A 13,891-nucleotide genomic window follows, 5' to 3' on the forward strand; every position below is an offset into this window, starting at 1 on the left:
GGTCTCCTCCCGAAATCAGTTTTACTTCAAAAGCTTCTCGGCCAATTTGATTATCTGCTCCGCATTGGCGCGGATTGCCGTCTCCACTTCCCGGCGGATCATAGGATTCGCGAACTCCGGCAGTTTGATATGCACGACATCCCGTTCGATACCGGCGAGTTCCTCGATCGCCGCCGCCTGGTTGGGGTGCGCGCGGGCATAGACCTTCAAGAACGCTTCCTGCTCCTCTGCCGAGAAGTGGCAAACGTCGAAAAGCGCTGGAATATGCTGTGCGGGCAGCGGAACACGGTAATTCGGATTGATGATCTGGCTGATGAAGCTCTTGTGCGTTCCGAAGGCTTCAGCAATGCGCTGGCGCGTGCCGGATGGCCGCCGCTCGATCAGGTCGCGCAGCATGATCTTGTATTCCGAGAGCGGATCTTCGCCGGCTTGGGTATCACTCGCCATTCGCCATATCTCCCTCGGTTGAAGAGATGGCAAGCTTTACGGGGCCGACCTGCGCCGGGGCAACCGAGAAACACTCCAGCCCGAGCGAAAGCAGGAGGGGCACAAGCTCCGGCGAGGAAGCCATGTCACCGCAAAGGCTGACCTCAACACCGCGTGCCTTGCCCGCCGCGACCGTTCGCCCGATCAGCTCCAGCACCGCCGGATTGCACGGGTCCGCAAGCTTCGCAAGGTTCGGGTTATCACGCGCGCAGGCGGTCACATATTGGATGAGATCGTTCGAGCCGATTGAATAGAAATCCGCATCCCAGTCCGCCGCTGTCAGGGCCGCTGCGGGCGTTTCGATCATGATGCCGCATTCGGGACGGGCATGCGCAAGCCCCTCTTTGGAGAGTTCGGCAATTGCCAGATCAAGCTCCTCCCTCGCCTCTTCCAGCTCGAAGGGCGCGGTGACCATCGGCACCATCAATTTGACGGGGCCAAGCCGCGCGGCGCGTGCAATCGCCCGCAACTGAACGCGAAACAGCGAGCGGTCAAGCAGTGAAAGCCGAAGGCCGCGCACGCCGAGGAACGGGTTCTGCTCGCCATCGAGCGTGACACCCGGCACCGGCTTGTCGCCGCCGGCATCGAGCGTGCGGATCGTGACCGGACGTCCGTTCGCCCATCGCACGATGGTTTCATAGGCTTGAAGCTGCGTCTCTTCGTCCGGCGGGCCTTCGGAGAAGAGGAATTCCGTTCTGGTGAGGCCGATCCCGTCGCAGATGTCAGGGTCGAGGGTGTCCAGTATCGACGGATCGTCGACATTGACGAGAACGCGGATTTTCCGCCCGGCGCGTGTGATTGCGGGTTTGCGGGCGATTTCGGCCTCCTGAGCCTTGAGGCCGGCCTCTTGCGCAATCCGCTCCTGGAACCGCGCTCGCGTCTCACTCGATGGCGCGACGATCATCGTTCCCGTTCGCCCGTCGAGCGCTAGCGTTGCGCCACTGGGCGTTTCGTCAAGTTCCCCGAGGCCGACAACCATCGTCACGCCACGCGCCCGCGCGAGGATCGACACATGGCTCGTCGCGCTCCCCGCACCGAGAGCAGCGCCTGAAAGCCTTGTCCAATCCAGTTCGAGAAACGCGGACGGCGTAAGGTCGCCCGCCACCACGATAGCGCCGTCCGGCGGCGTGTCGCCGGCGGACTGAGGCGCGGAGAGAGCGCGCAGGACGCGATCGCGCAGATCACCCAGGTCGGCCGCGCGTGCCGCCATATATTCGTCATCTGCCGCCTGGTATTCGGCGATTTCGCCGGCAAACACGGCAGCCCATGCGCCATCCGCGCTTTCCCCACTGTCGATGCGGGAGAATACGGGTTCAAGCAAATCATCATCTTCGAGCAGGACCTGCTGGAATTCCAGGATTTCGGCAGCGAGCCGATCAAGCCCGGCGGAAAGCTCTTCAAGCTCCTTTCCAGCGCGCGAAATCGCGTTCCTCAAGGCTACCGCCTCTTCCCCGGGGTTGCCCTTGACCCGCGTGAACCTTTTGTCGGCAAGACGATGACAGACGCCCAGAACGGATCCGCCCGATACCGGGACACCTGTCAGGATCCGCTCGTTCAAAGTCTCAGGCATCGAAATTCCGCTCAACAAGATCGGCCAGAGCTTCGGCTGCAGCCGCCGCGTCCGGCCCGCTCGCACGGATCAGAAGCGGCGTGTTATAGGCCGCCTTGAGCTTCATCACGGCATTGGGCGATTTGGCATTTACCCAGCGGTCCTGCGCCTGGGAGCGGATTTCCACGCTCGCCTCGAATGTTTTCGCAAGCTTCGTCAACTTCACGGCGGGGCGTGCGTGCAGCCCTGTCTCGTCTACGATCATCGCCGATGCGGTGATCCATTCGATATTCGACGCAGCCTCGCTCATGCCTTGAAGTCCTCCGCTGTCTGCCGCACGGTCTCAAGGTCGGAGCCGCCGGCCGCTTCCGTAGCGGCCATGACCGCGCCTTCCACCACCGGTGCGTTGCAGATCACGATCTGTTTCGCCTTTTCCGGACCGAGCAGCTCTATCGCCATCTCGCTGTTGGTTTCGGCTCCGCCAAGGTCGACCAGAACCGCAACGCCCCTGGGCGACCAGACCGCCTCTATCGACTTCATGATCGCCGCGACGTCCGTGCCCAATCCGCCTTCCGAATTGCCGCCGCAGCTTGCTATCGCAATGTCGTCGCCGACCATTTGGCGAACCATGTCGGCGGCACCCTTGGCAACCTCCGGGGAATGCGAAACGATTACGATTGAAACCTTATCGGTCATTTTTCCTCCAACGCATCGCAAACGGCGTGAACGATCAGCGCAGAGGACCGCGCACCCGGATCGATATGCCCGACAGAACGTTCGCCGAGAAAGGCAGCGCGCCCTTTGGTCGCCAGCATCGGCTTCGTGGCCTCGACGGCCTCATCCGCCGCCTTTCGGACATCCGCGATATCCGCGCCGGCCTCTATCGATTTCAGCACCGGCACCAGAACATCGAGCATGGTCTTGGCGCCGACATCGGATTTTCCGCGAGCCTTGACCGCCTCTATGCCCGCTTCCAGAAGCTGTGCGGCCTGCGCCCGGCTTTCCGGCATCGCCTCGGTCGATTTGCCCATGGCCATGAACGCCGAACCGTAGAGCGGGCCCGACGCACCGCCGACCTTCATCACAAGCGTCATGCCGGCTTTCTTTAGCGCCTCGCCGAACGTCATGTTCGCAAGCGCATCCCTTTCGGCGGAAACCGCCCTGAACCCACGGCGCATGTTGTCTCCGTGGTCGCCGTCGCCGATCGCCTGATCGAGCTCGGTCAGTTCGTCGGCGTGCGCCTCTATCCGGTCGCCGATCAGGTCGATCAGGCGCGCATTCAGAACATCGGAAGTCATTCGGCCTTTCCCTATGCGTTGATGAGTTGCTGCTTGCCGTCGAACCAGACCGGAGCACCGGGCCGAACCGCGATCTGAAGGCTCGCGCCTTCCCCGACCGGCCGGTGAGCGTCGAGAAGCGCATGAACCTGCTGACCGCCATCCACCTCGAGCAGCGCGATCATCTCCGCGCCACGACGTTCCACCGCGATGACGCGAGCGTCGAACCCACTGGGCGTTCCCACTTCCACATCCTCGGGCCTGACGCCGGCGGTAATCGCGTTCGCATTGCCGGGTGTCAATCCGAGCCGGCCCGCAGGCAGAAGGTTTATCTGCGGGCTACCCAATCTTTGCGCCGCATAGACCGTTGCCGGACGTTCATAGATCGTGCGCGGTTCGTCGACCTGCACCAGCTTCCCCTTGTCCAGGATGCCGATCCGGTCTGCCAGCGTCATGGCTTCGAGCTGATCGTGCGTGACATAAACAATCGTCGCTCCGAGGTCACGCTGGATGCGCTTCAATTCGACGCGAAGATCCTCACGCAATTTTGCATCGAGCGAACTCAAGGGCTCGTCCATGAGAAAGACGTTCGGCTCCCTCACCAGTGCCCGCCCGATGGATACGCGCTGCATCTCGCCGCCTGAGAGCTGCGTCGCCTTGTTCTTCAGCTTGTGGCCGATGCGGAGCATTTCCGCGATTTCGGACACACGCTTGCGGATCGCCTGCTCGCCCATGCGCCGCCCGGGCGCGCGAAGCGGAAAGGCAAGGTTCTCGAAAACCGTGTAATGCGGATAAAGCGAATACTGCTGAAAGACGAAGGCGACATCACGCATGGCGGGCGCAAGCACCGTCACGTCGCTGCCGCCAATGGTGACCTTGCCGCTGTCCGGCGTCTCAAGGCCCGCGATCAGGCGCAGGAGCGTCGTCTTTCCCGCCCCCGTCGGCCCGAGCAGGACCATGAACTCGCCGTTCGCGACAGTAAGGTCGGCATTATCGACGGCAAGCGTTTCGCCGAAGCGCTTCGTGACGCGGGCGAGCGAAGCTTCAGCCATTCAAGCCTCCTTGCGCCCGCAAGGTCGGGACCGCCCGGTCCGTCGCGGCATCGAAGACGGCAAGCCGTTCCGTCATGAAATCGAGACCGACGGTCTCCCCGTCATTGACACGCAACGTATTCGGCGAGCGCACCCTGAGCCGCCCGACGTCGGTATCCACGGTCACAAGCTGACGCGCGCCCATATATTCGACACCGAAGACCCGTCCCCTCAAGGCTCCTTCCCCCGTGATCCGGATATGCTCAGGCCGGGCGCCGACGAAGGCCTCCGCGCTTTCAAGCGAGGCTTGCGTTTCGGGAATCGCGATTTCAGAGCCATTCACCCGGATGGCACGGCTGCCGGTAGGCAACCCGCCTTTGGCGGGCAGGAAATTCATCGACGGAGAGCCGATAAAACCGGCCACAAATTTCGTCGCCGGACGGTCGTAGACTTCCAGCGGAGAGCCGATCTGCAGCACTTCGGCGTGGTTCATGACGCAGATACGGTCGGCCATCGACATGGCCTCGACCTGGTCATGGGTGACGTAAACAGTCGTCGCGCCGATCCGGTTGTGCAGGACGCGAAGCTCCTCGCACATGACATCGCGAAATTCTGCATCGAGCGCGCCGAGCGGCTCGTCCATCAGGAAAGCCTTCGCCCGGCGCACGATGGCACGCCCGAGCGCGACACGCTGGCGATCGCCCGCCGCAAGGCCGCCGACGCCGCGATCCAGCAAATGTTCGATCTGGAGAAGTTTAGCGACAGCTTCCGTGCGCTCGCGAACTTCGCGCCTCGGCAAGCCCGCGATACGCAAGGGGAAGGAAATGTTCCGCCGCACCGTCATATGCGGATAAAGGGCGAAGAGCTGGAACACGAAGGCGATGTCACGCGCCGAAGCGCGGTTCCACGTCACGTCCTCGCCATCCAGCAGGATGCGGCCCGAGGTCGGCAGCTCGAGGCCCGCGATCATGCGCAGCGTCGTGGTCTTGCCGCAGCCGGACGGCCCCAGCATCACGAAGAACTCACCGTCTGCGATGGTAAAGCTCGATTCGCGCACGGCGGTAAAATCGCCAAACGCCTTGTGCAGGTTCTCAAGTCTTATCTCGGCCATATCGAAGCGCCTCCCTCCATCATTCCGGAAAGTGACTGACGATCACGAACGCGACCGTGCCGGTGAGAATGACCGCGAACGACCAGCCGAACGCCCACATGGAAAACGGCTGCATGAGCATGACGATGCCAAGCGCGATGAGCACGGTTGCGGCGTTTTCCCAGGGAGCGCGGCGAAAGAGGCGCGAAGGTACGGAGGTTCCTGTCTTGCTCATTTTCTGACCGCTCCGAAAGTTATTCCGCGCAAAAGCTGGTTTCTGAGCAGCACCGTGAAGACCACAACCGGAAGCAGGAACAGCGTCGTACCCGCAGCGACCGCCGGCCAGTCGAGGCCACCCTCGCCGATGATGATCGGGATGAAGGGAGGTGCGGTCTGCGCCTGGCCAGATGTGAGCAGCAAAGCGAAGGCATATTCGTTCCAGGCGAAGATCAGGCAGAAGATCGCGGTGGCGGCGATCCCGGCGCGCATCTGCGGCAGCACCACCTTCCGGAAAGCCTGCAGCCGGGTATAGCCGTCGACGACCGCTGCTTCCTCGTATTCACGCGGGATCTCGTCGACGAAGCCTTTCAACAGCCATACGGAAAGCGATAGATTGACCGCCGTATAGAGCAGGATCATGCCAGCCTTGGTGTCGGATAGGCCAAGTTCGCGATACATCAGGAATATCGGGATCGCGACGGCAATCGGCGGCATCATCCGCGTGGAAAGGATGAAGAACAGGAGATCATCCTTCAAAGGCACCTTGAACCGCGAGAAGGCATAGGCCGCCAGCGTGCCGAGAAAAACAGCGAGGAATGTCGAGCCAAAGCCGATCACCACGGAGTTCCAATATCGGTCCGCAAAGCGGCTTGGACCGGTGATCACCATGTTGCGCGAACGGGCGATCTCCTCATACCAGGTCTTCGGGGGCCCGAGCGTCTCGATGTATTCGTCCGTCTGGCGCGAGCGGCTGGTGAAGAGGTTCACATAGCCTTCCAGCGTCGGATCGAAGAAGACCTTCGGCGGATAGGCGATGGAGTCGGGCGGCGACTTGAAGCCCGTCGCGAAAATCCAGAAAAGCGGGATCATCGCGATAAGGGCATAGAGCGCGACCGCGCTGCCGGCGAACCATCTGCCGCGCGCGCCCGTCCGGCCCGGATTTGCGGCAATGCTCATGACTTCACCTTGTTCAGCGCCTTGACGTAGATGTTTCCGAGACCGAACACGGTGACGAAAAGGATGATGGCGAAGGCGGAACTGAAGCCCGTGCGCCACTTCTCGAATGCTTCGCGCTTGAGGTTTATCGAGGCAAGCTCCGTCGTCGAGCCGGGACCGCCCGAGGTCAGTTCCACCACCATGTCGAACATCTTGAAATTCTCGATGCCGCGGAAAAGCACTGCCAGCATCAGGAAGGGAAGCACGCGCGGAAGCGTGATGTACCAGAACTTCTGGAGCGCGTTCGCCCGGTCGATCTCGGCCGCCTCGTAAAGATAGTCGGGAATCGAGCGAAGCCCGGCGAGGCAAAGCAGCATAATGTAGGGAGCCCACATCCACGTATCGACGATGATGATCGCCCATGGAGCGAGCGTTACGGAACCGATCATGTCGATTGCGCCGGTGCCCGCGAAGAAATCGATGATGTAGGAGAAGATGCCCGTCTGCGGCTGGTAGATATAGGTCCAGAAGGTGCCCACGACGGCGGGCGACAGCATCATCGGGATCAGGATAAGCGTCGTCCAGAAACTGGCGCCGCGAAAATTCCGGTTGATCAGCAGCGCAAGACCGAACCCCACAAGGACCTGCAGCACCATCGTCCAGACAACGAAATGCGCGGTTGCCTGCAGATAACCCCAGATATCCTCCGAGCCGAGCAGGCGCTCGTAGTTGCGCGTGCCGACCCATTTGACCTCACGCCCCGGCTGGTTCGCGCGATAGTTCGTGAAGGACAGATAGACCGTCCAGATAAGCGGGAAGATGTTGATCGCCAGAAGAATGGCGAGGGTCGGGCCGATGAACAGCCAGGTGATCGCCCTGTCAGAAAGGCCGCGCACCCGCCTGACGAAACGCGGCGCAACGTCAGGCGTGTCAGAGGCAATTCTTTGAATTGTCTGATCCGTCATGATCCTGGGCCTCCGGAAGGGACACGGGCCGGGCGATGCCGGCCCGCGCTGATTGCGACGAGGCTCTTCAGAGCTTGCCGTCGTCCTCGAAGGAAATGGTCCAGTCTTCAATCAGCTTGTCGAGCGCCTCCTGCGCCGTACCCTGGTCGGCCACGACATAGTCATGCACGCGCTTTTGCATGGCCTGCAGGAGTTCGGCGTAGATCGGCTCCTGCCAGAAGTCCTTCACTGACCCCATCGCCTTCAGGAATTCGCCCGCAAACGGCGTGGATTCGGCGAAATCATCAGCTCCCGCGACCGCGACGTGACAGGAATAGCCGCCGAGCGCCCACCATTTGGCCTGGACGTCGGGCTGTGCGAACCACTTGATATATTCAAGCGCTTCTTCCTGCTTGTCGGAGTAGGAAACGACCGAAATGCCCTGCCCGCCGAGCGTGGAGCCTTCCACATTCTGCGGGGGGTTGGCGAAGAAGCCGGACACGTCGCCACCGACGGTTTCATCCTTGGCAATGCCAGGGAAGAAGGCGAACCAGTTCATCTGCATCGCCACCTGGCCGGACTTATAGGCGTCCAGATTGGCCACCATGTAAGCATCGGAATGGCCCGGAGGCGTCGCGGTTTCATACATCGACTTGTAGAACTCGAGAGCCTCTACGGCTTCGGCCGAGTTTACCGCGCCTTCCATATCGTATTTGCCGGGGGTGTTTTCGTATTTGAAGCCCCACGGATAAAGGGCCGCGGTCACGCCCATGGTGATGCCTTCCGAGCCGCGCTCGGTATAGATTGCGGCGCCGTAGACCTTCTTGCCGTCGATTTCACGGCCCTGGAAGAACTGGGCGATTTCACGCAGCTCGGTCCAGTTCTTTGGCACGGCCAGATCGCGGCCATATTCGGCCTTGAACGCTTCCTGGATTTCCGGGCGCTCGAACCAGTCCTTGCGGTAGACCCAGCCAAGGGCGTCACCCATCGCGGGTAACGCGTAGTAATTCGGCGTTCCCTTCGGCCATGTCGAATAAGCGTTTACCGTTGCGGGAAGGAAGTCATCCATCGAGATGCCTTCCTTTTCGAAGAAATCGTTCAGCTTGACATAGTGACCATAGGTGGCGCCGCCACCAATCCACTGGCTGTCGCCGATCATCAGGTCGCAGAGTTTACCGCCGGAGTTTAGTTCGTTCAGCATACGGTCGGCGAAGCTCGTCCACGGCACGAATTCGAAATTCATGCCGATACCGGTTTTCGCCGTGAAATCCTTGGAAAGCTCGACAAGAGCGTTCGCCGGATCCCAGGCGGCCCAACACAGAGTGATCTCCTTGTCCTGAGCGTTCGCGCCAGAAAAGGACACAGCGGACACAGCTGCGGCCAGCGCAGTCGTCACGAGGATGCGCATAATTTCCTCCCAAGATTGATGACCGCCCATTCTTTTGTCGAGACAAACGGCCGCCCCTCCGACGGCTGGCAGTCAAAAATTTTCCGCCGGTTATGTTTAGCTAAACTAACAAATTAAACAATGTCAAGAAGAATTCCCGAACGCCTAACCGTGAAGGAACCCGCTTTATACCATTGATCTTATTGATTTATTTGACCCGCTTCAATTTAGATGAAGTGTGATTCATGATCCTGCCGTCGTAATTTCGAACCGGAAATAAACCTGTGCAGCCTTCTCGGCAGAGGAAGTTGGGATCCCCGGGCGCGGGCGACTGCCGCCCGGTGTAAGGCCACTGCCACCCGGTTTAAAAAATGCCCGTTTTCGACGATCGTATTGAAAAACCTACAAAATTGAGATTTTTCCCGGAACCGGACACGGTTTGCAGAGGCTGACGGCTTCGTTTGCCGACAGCCCGGCATTGGCAAGCGGCCTGGGCGGGCGGACTTGCCGGCATCGGGCCGGCCGATCTCGACATCAGATGACCGGTCACGGGTGGCGATGCCGGGCAGGCGCGGATAGACGTTTTCCCGCGCATGGAGCGCTTTCCACGAAAGCGAAATCCGGCTCGAAAATTTCAGGATATGTTCCAAGAAAAGCGGCACCGCTTAAAAAAGCTTCGTAACCACCCACCAATTATCGTGGTCGATGAACCGAGCTTTCCGACAATTTCAGAAGTTAAAACCCGAAAAATGCCGATGCATCTTTCGGAAACGGCCTGTATTGAACCAGAGAACTTTTCAATGTCAGTATCTTGAACGTATCCATGCTGCCAAATTCCATTCGGATTTGGCGACATGTGTTCCAGTGGTATCCTGATATTCGCAAGGACGGAGAAATTGGGGGCTACACGGCCACCGGCCTGATTTCGCACAAAACTTGCGAAAGGAAGTAAGCCATGAGCACGCTTTCGAGAAAACTGTCGCTGCAGTGGAAGGATGTAATCTGCCTTGGCCTTGGGCTTTGGATGATCGTTTCGCCCTGGACCCTGGCCTATGCCGACGCCATGAACCCGACCTGGAATGCCTGGATAATGGGTGCCCTGATAACGGCCGCGGCCTTTGCGGCGCTTTCCGCCTTCCACAAGTCGGAAGAATGGTTCAGCGTCATCTTCGGCCTGTGGCTTGTCATCGCGCCATGGGCGCTCGAGTTCTCGAGCATGCCCGTCGCGACGTGGAACCATATCGTCGTGGGTGCTTGCGTTGTCGTCCTGTCGCTTTGGACGGTCATCACGGCGTCGGACACTCCCGGCCTCATGACCTGAAGAGAGCCGGGACGCTTCCCGGCGTCCACCCGGGAGAACCGGGCGCGCCGGCAATCGCCATTTATTCCTTCGCCGAGGCCTCATAGGCCAGAATGCCTGCGGCAAGGTCTTCGAGCGCGGCCCCGGTCATCTTGAACAGCGTGACCTCGGAAGCGCTCGTCCGGCCCGGCTGCGCGCCACGCACAAGGTCGAAGAGATCGCCTTTGACGGCCTCCGGCCCGACTGCACCTGAATCGATAGCTTGAATGATATCGCCGGCTTCCTTGAGCGCGCCCGCCCTCGTATCGACGAAGACGGCGGAACGGCGGACCGCTTCATCGTCGCTTTCGCGCATCGACGGCTTGAAAGCGCCGACGAGATCGACATGCGTCCCCTCGCGCAAGGCTTCACCCCGGATCAGAGGTTGATCGGAAAGCGTGGCGGCAGTCACGATATCCGCTTCCGATACCGCTTCATCCAGGTTGCTCACCGGCGCGCAGGCGATGCCTTCTTCCCTGGCGATTTCTTCCGCGAATGCCAGAGCTTTCACGGGGTCCCGCCCCCATACCCGAACGTATTCGATCTTGCGGACGGCGGCATGCGCGGGCACCAGGTTTCGCGCGATGCGCCCGGTCCCTACAACCAGAAGATGGCTCGCGTCCTTTCGCGCCAGATAGTCGGCTGCAAGAGCCGAGGTGGCGGCGGTGCGGCGTGCGGTCAATTCGCCACCATCGATCATCGCCAGCATCTCTCCGGTCATTGCGCTCGAAAGGCAGTAGTTCGCCATCACCGCCTGAAGTCCGCGCCCACCATTTCCGGGCACGACGGTCGCCATCTTCACGCCGATGTACTTTCCCGGAAGCCATGCGGGCATGAGCAAAAGTGTTCCGTCCGGCTCTCCCGGCACTTCGAAATCGTGGTGATGGCGCACAGGCATTTCACAGCCTGTCTTGAACATCTCCCGCAGCGCTTCGACGAGCGGTCGCCATTCAAGGGCTTCACGTGTGGCGCGTTCGTCCAGATGCAGCATGGCCGGCTCCCGAAATTCTGTTTGGTCGGTCCCGGCACGCGGCATCTTGCCTGCCCATCCGGGAATCCCCGATCGGCCACATAAGACAACCCTCAGACAGCGCAGGTAAACCCGGTGCGGAAGAAAATATCGGGAAATCCTGAATTTTCATTGCGCTATACCGATCGAATGCCAATTCACTCCACGGATTTTTTGCCTATCCATCAAACGCCGAGATAAGCTTCACGCACGCGTTCGTCGTCCAGAAGCTCCCTGCCGGTTCCGCTTATGGCAATCTCGCCGGTTTCAATGACATAGCCCCGATCTGCAATGGAGAGCGCGGCAAAGGCATTTTGCTCGACCAGAAAAACGGTGACGCCGCTTTCGTCCCTCAGCCTTTCCACGATCCCGAACACCTGTTCGACGAGGATGGGCGCCAGCCCCATCGAGGGTTCGTCGAGGAGCAGAAGCTTCGGCCCGCTCATCAGCGCGCGGCCGATCGCCAGCATCTGCTGCTGGCCGCCGGAAAGGCCGCCCGCCGGGTTCCGCTGTCTTTCCTTGAGGACCGGGAACAGATCGTAGACCATGTCAAGGTCACGGTCGATCTCCACTCCTTTACGCAAGTAGGCGCCAAGGCGCAGATTGTCCTCGATAGAAAGCGGCGAGAAAATCTGCCTTCCTTCAGGAACCTGCGCTATGCCGCGTTTGACGCGCGAATGCGGTTCGGATTTCGTGATCTCCCGCCCATCGAAGAAGATCGAACCCGCCGACACCGGCTGGACGCCGGACACCGCGCGCAAAAGCGTCGTCTTACCGGCCCCGTTGCTGCCGACGAGCGCAACGATCTCGCCACGATTAACTTCCATCGAAACGCCGTGCAGCGCCTCGATCCGCCCGTAGCCGGAGCGCAGCGCATCGATTTGCAAAAGGGCTTCATCCGAGCGCAACGGCGGCCTCCTTCGAACCATGGGTGCCGAGGTATGCCTCAATCACCTTCGGGTGCGTTCTCACCTCTTCCGCCGTGCCTTCGGCAAGCGTCTTGCCGAATTCCAGAACATGTACACGGTCGGAAATGCGCATCACCATCTTCATGTCATGCTCGACGAGGACGACAGTCGTTCCTTCATCGGCGATCTTTCGGACGAGCTTCTCGATCTCTTCCGTCTCCACCGCGTTGCAGCCGGCAGCCGGCTCGTCAAGCAGAAGCACCTTCGGTTCAGCGGCAAGCGCACGCGCGATTTCAAGCCGCTTCAGCGCCCCGTAGGGCATGGCCGATGCAGGTGTGTCGGCATAGGCGCCGAGCCCGACGCGCTCCAGATAAACATCGGCCGACGCGGCACTTTCGCGGTTCTGGCGGGCGGTCGCCGGAAGCGCCAGCAGGTGGGCCAAAAGCCCACGCTCCTCCTTCAGGTGTCGCCCAACCATGACATTTTCCCGTGCCGTCATACGGAAAAAGACCTGCAGGTTCTGGAACGTCCGCGACAGACCGCGCCTGGCCAGCACCTGCGGTTCAAGGCCCGTCACATCCGCGCCTTCCAGAAACACCTTCCCAAACTTCGGCTGATAGACGCCCGAGACGAGGTTGAAGAGCGTCGTCTTGCCCGCACCGTTCGGCCCGATGATCGAAAAGACATCGCCTTCATTGACGCAAAAGCTCACATGATCGACCGCCTTCACGCCGCCAAAGGAAATGCCAATTTCCTCGACCTTGATCACACTCATGCCCGCCTCCCGGCGATCAGCGTGGACAGGCTTGGAACAATTCCACTGCGAAGCAGGATCATGAAAGCCATCATCATGAAGCCAAGCATCAGGTGCTCGTATTCATGGAAAACCGTGAGCACCTGCGGCAGCACCACCAGCACCGCAGCGCCCACGACCGAGCCAAGGATCGAGCCCATGCCGCCCAGCACGACCATGGTCACAAGCTGGATTGAATGCAGGAAGCCGGCGGCATCCGGCGTGATGAAGCCGTTGACGAGGGCGAGCGCCGAACCTGCGACCGACGCATAAATGGCGGAGATGACGAATACGATCAGCTTGTAGCGGGCGACATCCACGCCCACGACGCGCGCCGCGACTTCGGAATCATGCAGGGCGCGAAGTGCGCGACCCGTCGGGCTCGCCACAAGGTTCACCGCAAGCAGCGCGCCGACCACCATCAGCCCGCCGGTGATCCAGTACCACGTGTCTGCGCCGCGCGCACGCCAACCGAACAGGGTGAGCCGGGACACGGGCATCCCGTCCGGCCCACCCGTCAACCACGCCTCGTTGGAGATCACCATCGATACCAGAATGCCGAAGCCGAGGGTAGCGACGGCAAGATAATGCCCCTTGAGGCGCAGGATCGGCCGCCCGACGACGAATGCGAGCAAAGCGCAACCTGCCGCCCCGGCGATCAGCGCGATGACTGGATGCAAGCCGAATTGAGCCGGCAGGATCGCCACCGAATAAGCACCAAGGCCGAAGAAACCCGCATGACCCAGGCTCACTTGACCTGCGAACCCCATCAAGAGGTTCAGCCCGATCACGGCAAGTGCTGAAATCCAGACGAGAGCCGCGACCCGGAAATAAAAATTCGACGGCATGACGAAGGCAAGCGCGACGACAAGCAGAGCGAGGAACGCCGGTACGACAAGGCGGTTTGACATGAGCTTGCGCAT

The 13,891-nt window shown here is 60.7% G+C and carries 17 protein-coding genes; 1 reads left to right on the plus strand and 16 read right to left on the minus strand.

Going from position 1 to position 13,891, the window contains the following annotated elements; genetic code table 11:
* Nucleotides 1-21: 21 nt before the first annotated feature.
* The 12 genes from HPQ64_RS15005 to HPQ64_RS15060 form a co-directional block, all read right to left on the minus strand.
* The gene (locus tag HPQ64_RS15005) at nucleotides 22-447 is read right to left on the minus strand and encodes a hypothetical protein (protein ID WP_172889314.1); all 426 of its coding nucleotides are present in this window, start codon (nucleotides 445-447) and stop codon (nucleotides 22-24) included.
* Complete coding sequence (gene ptsP, locus HPQ64_RS15010) at nucleotides 437-2,056, minus strand: phosphoenolpyruvate--protein phosphotransferase (RefSeq protein ID WP_172889315.1); 1,620 nt, start codon at nucleotides 2,054-2,056, stop codon at nucleotides 437-439. Before ptsP ends, HPQ64_RS15005 begins: the two co-directional genes overlap by 11 nt.
* Nucleotides 2,049-2,345, minus strand: coding sequence for an HPr family phosphocarrier protein (locus HPQ64_RS15015; protein WP_172889316.1), 297 nt, complete (start codon nucleotides 2,343-2,345; stop codon nucleotides 2,049-2,051). The genes ptsP and HPQ64_RS15015 overlap by 8 nt, the downstream gene beginning before the upstream one ends.
* Complete coding sequence (gene dhaM, locus HPQ64_RS15020; RefSeq protein WP_172889317.1) at nucleotides 2,342-2,731, minus strand: dihydroxyacetone kinase phosphoryl donor subunit DhaM; 390 nt, start codon at nucleotides 2,729-2,731, stop codon at nucleotides 2,342-2,344. Before dhaM ends, HPQ64_RS15015 begins: the two co-directional genes overlap by 4 nt.
* The gene (gene dhaL, locus HPQ64_RS15025; RefSeq protein WP_172889318.1) at nucleotides 2,728-3,333 is read right to left on the minus strand and encodes a dihydroxyacetone kinase subunit DhaL; all 606 of its coding nucleotides are present in this window, start codon (nucleotides 3,331-3,333) and stop codon (nucleotides 2,728-2,730) included. The genes dhaM and dhaL overlap by 4 nt, the downstream gene beginning before the upstream one ends.
* An 11-nt stretch (nucleotides 3,334-3,344) precedes the next feature.
* On the minus strand, nucleotides 3,345-4,364 hold the full coding sequence (locus tag HPQ64_RS15030) for an ABC transporter ATP-binding protein (protein WP_172889319.1): 1,020 nt from the start codon (nucleotides 4,362-4,364) through the stop codon (nucleotides 3,345-3,347).
* Nucleotides 4,357-5,454 carry an ABC transporter ATP-binding protein gene (locus HPQ64_RS15035; RefSeq protein ID WP_172889320.1) on the minus strand — a complete coding sequence of 366 codons (1,098 nt, stop codon included), beginning with the start codon at nucleotides 5,452-5,454 and terminating at the stop codon, nucleotides 4,357-4,359. Before HPQ64_RS15035 ends, HPQ64_RS15030 begins: the two co-directional genes overlap by 8 nt.
* Before the next feature lie 19 nt (nucleotides 5,455-5,473).
* Nucleotides 5,474-5,668 carry a hypothetical protein gene (locus HPQ64_RS15040; RefSeq protein WP_172889321.1) on the minus strand — a complete coding sequence of 65 codons (195 nt, stop codon included), beginning with the start codon at nucleotides 5,666-5,668 and terminating at the stop codon, nucleotides 5,474-5,476.
* On the minus strand, nucleotides 5,665-6,609 hold the full coding sequence (locus tag HPQ64_RS15045; RefSeq protein ID WP_172889322.1) for a carbohydrate ABC transporter permease: 945 nt from the start codon (nucleotides 6,607-6,609) through the stop codon (nucleotides 5,665-5,667). The genes HPQ64_RS15040 and HPQ64_RS15045 overlap by 4 nt, the downstream gene beginning before the upstream one ends.
* On the minus strand, nucleotides 6,606-7,553 hold the full coding sequence (locus HPQ64_RS15050; protein WP_172889323.1) for a carbohydrate ABC transporter permease: 948 nt from the start codon (nucleotides 7,551-7,553) through the stop codon (nucleotides 6,606-6,608). Before HPQ64_RS15050 ends, HPQ64_RS15045 begins: the two co-directional genes overlap by 4 nt.
* 67 nt (nucleotides 7,554-7,620) lie before the next feature.
* Nucleotides 7,621-8,940 (minus strand): ABC transporter substrate-binding protein, encoded by a 1,320-nt coding sequence (locus tag HPQ64_RS15055; protein ID WP_172889324.1) that lies wholly within the window; start codon nucleotides 8,938-8,940, stop codon nucleotides 7,621-7,623.
* 206 nt (nucleotides 8,941-9,146) lie between these two features.
* Nucleotides 9,147-9,569, minus strand: coding sequence for a hypothetical protein (locus HPQ64_RS15060; protein ID WP_172889325.1), 423 nt, complete (start codon nucleotides 9,567-9,569; stop codon nucleotides 9,147-9,149).
* A 305-nt stretch (nucleotides 9,570-9,874) separates the two neighbouring features.
* Between HPQ64_RS15060 and HPQ64_RS15065 the strand changes: the two genes are divergently transcribed.
* Nucleotides 9,875-10,240 (plus strand): SPW repeat protein, encoded by a 366-nt coding sequence (locus HPQ64_RS15065; protein WP_172889326.1) that lies wholly within the window; start codon nucleotides 9,875-9,877, stop codon nucleotides 10,238-10,240.
* Nucleotides 10,241-10,301: 61 nt separating this feature from the next.
* On the opposite strand, the gene lhpI is transcribed toward HPQ64_RS15065, so the two are convergent.
* The 4 genes from lhpI to HPQ64_RS15085 form a co-directional block, all read right to left on the minus strand.
* A complete protein-coding gene (gene lhpI / locus HPQ64_RS15070) occupies nucleotides 10,302-11,249 on the minus strand; it encodes a bifunctional Delta(1)-pyrroline-2-carboxylate/Delta(1)-piperideine-2-carboxylate reductase (protein ID WP_172889327.1) in 948 nt (315 codons plus the stop codon).
* 203 nt (nucleotides 11,250-11,452) lie between these two features.
* Nucleotides 11,453-12,175: an ABC transporter ATP-binding protein gene (locus HPQ64_RS15075; RefSeq protein WP_246270716.1), complete on the minus strand. Its 723-nt coding sequence runs from the start codon at nucleotides 12,173-12,175 to the stop codon at nucleotides 11,453-11,455.
* Nucleotides 12,162-12,950: an ABC transporter ATP-binding protein gene (locus HPQ64_RS15080; RefSeq protein WP_172889329.1), complete on the minus strand. Its 789-nt coding sequence runs from the start codon at nucleotides 12,948-12,950 to the stop codon at nucleotides 12,162-12,164. The genes HPQ64_RS15075 and HPQ64_RS15080 overlap by 14 nt, the downstream gene beginning before the upstream one ends.
* Complete coding sequence (locus HPQ64_RS15085; protein ID WP_172889330.1) at nucleotides 12,947-13,891, minus strand: branched-chain amino acid ABC transporter permease; 945 nt, start codon at nucleotides 13,889-13,891, stop codon at nucleotides 12,947-12,949. The genes HPQ64_RS15080 and HPQ64_RS15085 overlap by 4 nt, the downstream gene beginning before the upstream one ends.

The sequence above is a fragment of the Hongsoonwoonella zoysiae genome, from assembly GCF_013266695.1.
GTDB lineage: Bacteria > Pseudomonadota > Alphaproteobacteria > Rhizobiales > Stappiaceae > Hongsoonwoonella > Hongsoonwoonella zoysiae.

What these genes read in the sequence shown, in the direction of transcription:
- HPQ64_RS15085 (WP_172889330.1), bottom strand. Translation starts at nt 13,891, where the DNA reads ATGCGCAAGCTCATGTCAAACCGCCTTGTCGTACCGGCGTTCCTCGCT.
- dhaL (WP_172889318.1), bottom strand. Translation starts at nt 3,333, where the DNA reads ATGACTTCCGATGTTCTGAATGCGCGCCTGATCGACCTGATCGGCGAC.
- HPQ64_RS15005 (WP_172889314.1), bottom strand. Translation starts at nt 447, where the DNA reads ATGGCGAGTGATACCCAAGCCGGCGAAGATCCGCTCTCGGAATACAAG.
- HPQ64_RS15035 (WP_172889320.1), bottom strand. Translation starts at nt 5,454, where the DNA reads ATGGCCGAGATAAGACTTGAGAACCTGCACAAGGCGTTTGGCGATTTT.
- dhaM (WP_172889317.1), bottom strand. Translation starts at nt 2,731, where the DNA reads ATGACCGATAAGGTTTCAATCGTAATCGTTTCGCATTCCCCGGAGGTT.
- lhpI (WP_172889327.1), bottom strand. Translation starts at nt 11,249, where the DNA reads ATGCTGCATCTGGACGAACGCGCCACACGTGAAGCCCTTGAATGGCGA.
- HPQ64_RS15015 (WP_172889316.1), bottom strand. Translation starts at nt 2,345, where the DNA reads ATGAGCGAGGCTGCGTCGAATATCGAATGGATCACCGCATCGGCGATG.
- HPQ64_RS15040 (WP_172889321.1), bottom strand. Translation starts at nt 5,668, where the DNA reads ATGAGCAAGACAGGAACCTCCGTACCTTCGCGCCTCTTTCGCCGCGCT.
- HPQ64_RS15080 (WP_172889329.1), bottom strand. Translation starts at nt 12,950, where the DNA reads ATGAGTGTGATCAAGGTCGAGGAAATTGGCATTTCCTTTGGCGGCGTG.
- HPQ64_RS15030 (WP_172889319.1), bottom strand. Translation starts at nt 4,364, where the DNA reads ATGGCTGAAGCTTCGCTCGCCCGCGTCACGAAGCGCTTCGGCGAAACG.
- HPQ64_RS15050 (WP_172889323.1), bottom strand. Translation starts at nt 7,553, where the DNA reads ATGACGGATCAGACAATTCAAAGAATTGCCTCTGACACGCCTGACGTT.
- HPQ64_RS15065 (WP_172889326.1), top strand. Translation starts at nt 9,875, where the DNA reads ATGAGCACGCTTTCGAGAAAACTGTCGCTGCAGTGGAAGGATGTAATC.
- ptsP (WP_172889315.1), bottom strand. Translation starts at nt 2,056, where the DNA reads ATGCCTGAGACTTTGAACGAGCGGATCCTGACAGGTGTCCCGGTATCG.
- HPQ64_RS15045 (WP_172889322.1), bottom strand. Translation starts at nt 6,609, where the DNA reads ATGAGCATTGCCGCAAATCCGGGCCGGACGGGCGCGCGCGGCAGATGG.
- HPQ64_RS15055 (WP_172889324.1), bottom strand. Translation starts at nt 8,940, where the DNA reads ATGCGCATCCTCGTGACGACTGCGCTGGCCGCAGCTGTGTCCGCTGTG.